Source organism: Stieleria sp. (assembly GCF_041595215.1).
Lineage (GTDB): Bacteria > Planctomycetota > Planctomycetia > Pirellulales > Pirellulaceae > Stieleria > Stieleria magnilauensis.
Genome location: NZ_JBFHKV010000809.1, coordinates 1 through 4,112, shown reverse-complemented (window position 1 = coordinate 4,112; position 4,112 = coordinate 1). Strand labels below are relative to the sequence as shown.

At 57.8% G+C, this 4,112-nt stretch carries 4 protein-coding genes; 1 reads left to right on the top strand and 3 read right to left on the bottom strand.

Annotation, left to right across the window (positions count from 1 at the left end; all coding sequences use genetic code 11):
- On the top strand, positions 1 to 592 hold a 592-nt coding region (locus ABX749_RS24515; protein WP_372898307.1), incomplete at its 5' end, for a hypothetical protein.
- A 55-nt stretch (positions 593 to 647) separates the two neighbouring features.
- On the opposite strand, the gene msrA is transcribed toward ABX749_RS24515, so the two are convergent.
- The 3 genes from msrA to ABX749_RS24500 form a co-directional block, all read right to left on the bottom strand.
- Positions 648 to 1,295 carry a peptide-methionine (S)-S-oxide reductase MsrA gene (gene msrA, locus ABX749_RS24510; RefSeq protein ID WP_372898306.1) on the bottom strand — a complete coding sequence of 216 codons (648 nt, stop codon included), beginning with the start codon at positions 1,293 to 1,295 and terminating at the stop codon, positions 648 to 650.
- Positions 1,296 to 1,324: 29 nt separating this feature from the next.
- A complete protein-coding gene (locus ABX749_RS24505; protein ID WP_372898305.1) occupies positions 1,325 to 2,029 on the bottom strand; it encodes a hypothetical protein in 705 nt (234 codons plus the stop codon).
- A gap of 312 nt (positions 2,030 to 2,341) precedes the next feature.
- Positions 2,342 to 4,112, bottom strand: a 1,771-nt coding sequence (locus tag ABX749_RS24500) for a TolC family protein (RefSeq protein WP_372898304.1), incomplete at its 5' end; no start/stop codon positions are given.

The following is a 4,112-nucleotide window of genomic DNA, read 5'->3' as shown; positions in this document are numbered from 1 at the left end:
GCGGTCGCCGGTCACCGCCGTGATCGTCGGTCTGGAACAAGACAAGGGATTCATCGAGCTGGTTCGTCGCTTGCAATCGGGATTGTTGTCGCGACGACTGGGTGGCCGTTTTGATCTTCGCAGCCGTCCCACGCCCGACGAATTGAACACCCATAGCGATCGCCTGTGCGATGCATTCGAAGACTGGGTGTACCGGCTGTTCAGCCGCGAGGACGGACTGGCCCAGCAACGTGGCAACCGCAAGCTGTACGCGCTGACGTGTAAGATTCGACACGAGTTAAAACCGCGACTGCGGATGGTGCTGGGACAAGCGTTCGGATGTGAATCGAGCGAGAAGAGTGCCGGCGGCGAGAAAGACGATTCCTTCTTTTTCAGCGGTTGCTACTTTGCCGCCAGCGGAGCGACCACGGGACAAGCCGCGTTCGTCAAAGGCGTGTTGAAAGACAAACTGATCGACGAGCAATCCAAGGTCGAGTGGACGCCCGAGTCCCGTCGGAAGCAACGGCTGCTGACCACGTTCACCGTGCTCGGCTGGATCATCGCGCTTTTGCTGACCGTGCTGTTGGTGCTCCAGAGTTTTGTCTGGAGCTAAGGGTCGAATGGGAAAGAAGTGTCGAATGCTACCAGTGGGATAGGCATCCGGCCTGTCACCGAGCGTCTGTGCTGTTTGCCGGATCGGCTTTCAGTTGATCAGGAAAGAGTTCCTCTAACTTCTTCAGTTTCGGAACGATGTAGGCTTGGCAATATTGCTTGTCTGGGTTTCGGTTGAAGTAGTCCTGGTGATCCGCGTCTGCGGGATAAAACGTGCTGGCCCGTTCAATGGACGTCACGATCGGCGACTGGAATGCCTTTTGCCGATTCAACAGTCGCTTGTACTGTTGGGCGACGTCTCGCTGTTGGTCCGTGTGGGTGAACACCACACTGCGGTACTGCGGTCCGACGTCTGGACCTTGACGGTTCTTGGTGGTCGGGTCGTGCGTGCGCCAAAACACCTGCAACAACGTCTCAAAGGTGACCACATCGGGGTTGTATTCCAATTGGATCACTTCGACGTGACCGGTCCGTCCCGTCAGCACTTGCTGATACGTCGGATTCTCAATTCGCCCGCCCATGAATCCGGGCCGGACATTGCTGACGCCTTCAATCCTTTGAAACACGGCTTCCACGCACCAATAACAGCCACCGCCGAACGTTGCCGTTTCTCGCTTGGGTTCCTCGGCCGAGCCAGCCGATGGAACGCAACACCATGCGGCCGACAGGATCACCGCAAGCAGCGCGTGTCGATTGATAGTCATGGCAGCTCGTTGATGATTGGTAAAAAAGGTCATTCGATCAGCTTAGGAAAGTTCATGGTCGCGATGGACGCCGCAACATTTTGCTGTCGTTCGGTTGGCAGTTCGTCCTTCAGCAGGCCGCTGCTGCCCATGGTATACCGGGTGTCGGCGTAGTAGTCGAAGAAGTACGTTTCGTCCTCACCGCGGAAGACGATTCCCGATGGCTGTCCGTCGCCGTGCCGGGCCGCGACAAAGTACGTGTTCTTGTCAAGTTTCTTGTACGTATTGGATCGTTTGAATCCGTGGTCATACAGAAACTGCCCCGCCATCGCGGCGTTGGGAAAGTCATCGGCTAACTGATCCTCAATCGCACCGACACGTTCCTTCACGGGGCTGCCCTTCACAGGATACCAATCGGCAAACCGCAAATCGGACTCGGGACGGTGGGGCTTGCAGGATTTGCCCCGAAGAAGGAATCGGTTGCACGGCTGGTACTGAATCAGATGCTTGCCGAGGATGAACTTGACAAAGAAAACGCGCCGAGCCGCCTCGGTTGCCTGACCGCCAGGCGTACTCACGCTGTACTCCCCCTCGTCAACATCGGGGGCCCCCTTGCGTTGATAGCCGAGGGACTCGAGCAGTTCGATGGTCGGCTCAAATCGCTCGTCCTGCGGAAAGCCGTCGATCACCATGATGATGGCGCCCAGTTCGTCGAAGCCTTCCGCAACGAAGCGGTCGAATTGTGTTTTCAGCATGGTCAAACGGCCCAGGAAAAGCCGGGCAATAAAAAGTGGTGCGTCTCAAGCCGGTGAGAGATTTGATTTCCACCTAGGCAGGTGTCTAACGTACCAGCATTCTGTCGCAACTCAATTTTATCGTTGTGGAACTTTCAGAAAAGTCACAACGTTCTGCCCGGTGAATACGTTGCGGTAGACGACAGGTCTTCGTCCGCTTTACAGCCATCCGCTGAGTTGACCTCAATGAGGAGGCCGCTGGCGCTGGCGCGAACCGGCTGATGTCAATGGATGATCAGCCGTATTGGGCGTGAGCCAACGGGTCTCCACCAGTCAGAACGCGACATCCGAAGGTGACTCGATCGGTGCGTCGATGTCGACGGTCTGCCCCCGAGATGCTTCGAAGGCAAGCTCTCGTTCGATGATCGCGTTGATCGTGCTTTCACCGAACACCGATTCTTCGGGTTCGGCGGCCACGGTCGATGGCGGATTGCCGGCGAGGGGGGCGTTGTCGTTGTCGTCGCTCCACGGGGAGGTGGCGAAATCGACGACCGAGCGAACGATTTGTCGGCCGGGTAGGGGCGATGTCATCCGTGCCGCGGCCGACTGCGTTTCCGTCAAGTGAATGTTGAAGTACTCCAGCAGCGTTCCCATTTCGAAGTTCAGGTTTTTCGTCGCCAAGGCGTACTGGACGCGGGCACGATTGGCGTCGCTGGCCGCCTCGGCGTAACGCTGTTCGGAGTCCAACAAGGCATTGAAATCGAATTGACGCACCGGCGCCTGGGCTTCCCCGGCCAAGATCTCGTATTGTTCTTTCGCCGCGTTCTCGCGATTCAACGCCGTTCGTAAGATTTCGTAGGCGCGATCGCTTTCGGCCATCGCGTTGCTCAATCCATACACAACCTGACGCTCCAGTTCACTCAGCAGGGCGCGTTCACGGGCCAACCGCAATTGGGCGTTGCGGACCGCCGAGTGGGCTTGCCGGAATCCGACCGGATAAGAAAGACTGAGCCCCATCAACCATTCGTGCGTCCCCGTGCCGGTCGCGGTACCGGCCGGAGAGATATTGTGATCGAACAGGCTTTCGCCCAGGGCGCGATACCGGTAGCGACCGACGGCATCGAGACGCGGCAGCAAGAAATTTCGGCTGGCCGTCAATTCGTAGCGTCGTCGATCGACGTTCAGCCGCTGGCGGCGCAACTCGGTGCGGCGTGCTAAGGCGTTGGAAACGATGTCGTTCCAATGGTAGGTGACCGGCGCGTCGGTCGGCGGGCTGGAAGGATGAATCAGTCGACCATCGTTGATCGGCAATCCCATGATCAACCGCAATCGTCGTTCGTTGACATAGACGCCACCGGTCCCTTGAAAGGTCCCGCCGCCACTGCCGTTGAACGTTCGGGTGCCGACGACCAAACGACCGGCCAGCGAATTTTGAACGTCTTGCTCGAACCGGAAGTATTGCTCTTTGGCCTGCGCCAGTTTGTCGTCTTCGGCCCCGGGAAGCCCCTGTCGTGCCTTGAGTAACAAGTAGGTATTGAGACTGCGGTCACGAGCCTGTTGCTTGACCTCCAAATCGGCGTACGCGAAGTGTAGATCCCAGTAGGCGTTTTCGACGTCGCTCAAGTAGTCTCGCAGCGCGATCTCAAGCTGGGCCACCGTCACGTCGGCACTCAGTCGGGCGATGACGACGCCGTTGTAAACACCCGGTGTGGCATTGGGGCCGGCGATTCGATTGAAGTTGACGCCCCGCCCTTGCAGCAACGGATGTCGGACCTCGCCTTCAAAATTCCAATTCCACGCCGTGCCATCGAGCAGATTGCGATCGGAATTGTTCAAGTCCGCGTCAAAATTGTGTCGCAGGGTAAACAGGGCTCCCGAGGCCGTCTGTTTACTCAGGCTCGATTCCAGCCGCGTGAGTTGCTGTTGGTAGAAATTTTCGCCGCCTCCGGCAAACTCGTTGTTGAGCACCCGGTCGTTGTCTTCGTGAAACAGGTCGCCGTTGACCTGGGCATCAAATTCGCTGAGCGCCGCTTCCACACCGCTGGTCGGATCGGTTGCCTGAATTGCCGGTCCATAAATGGTCGGCGTTAATCCCGGCGTTTGT

Coding starts and splice junctions, on each gene's coding strand:
- msrA (WP_372898306.1), bottom strand. CDS start 1,295: ATGACTATCAATCGACACGCGCTGCTTGCGGTGATCCTGTCGGCCGCA.
- ABX749_RS24505 (WP_372898305.1), bottom strand. CDS start 2,029: ATGCTGAAAACACAATTCGACCGCTTCGTTGCGGAAGGCTTCGACGAA.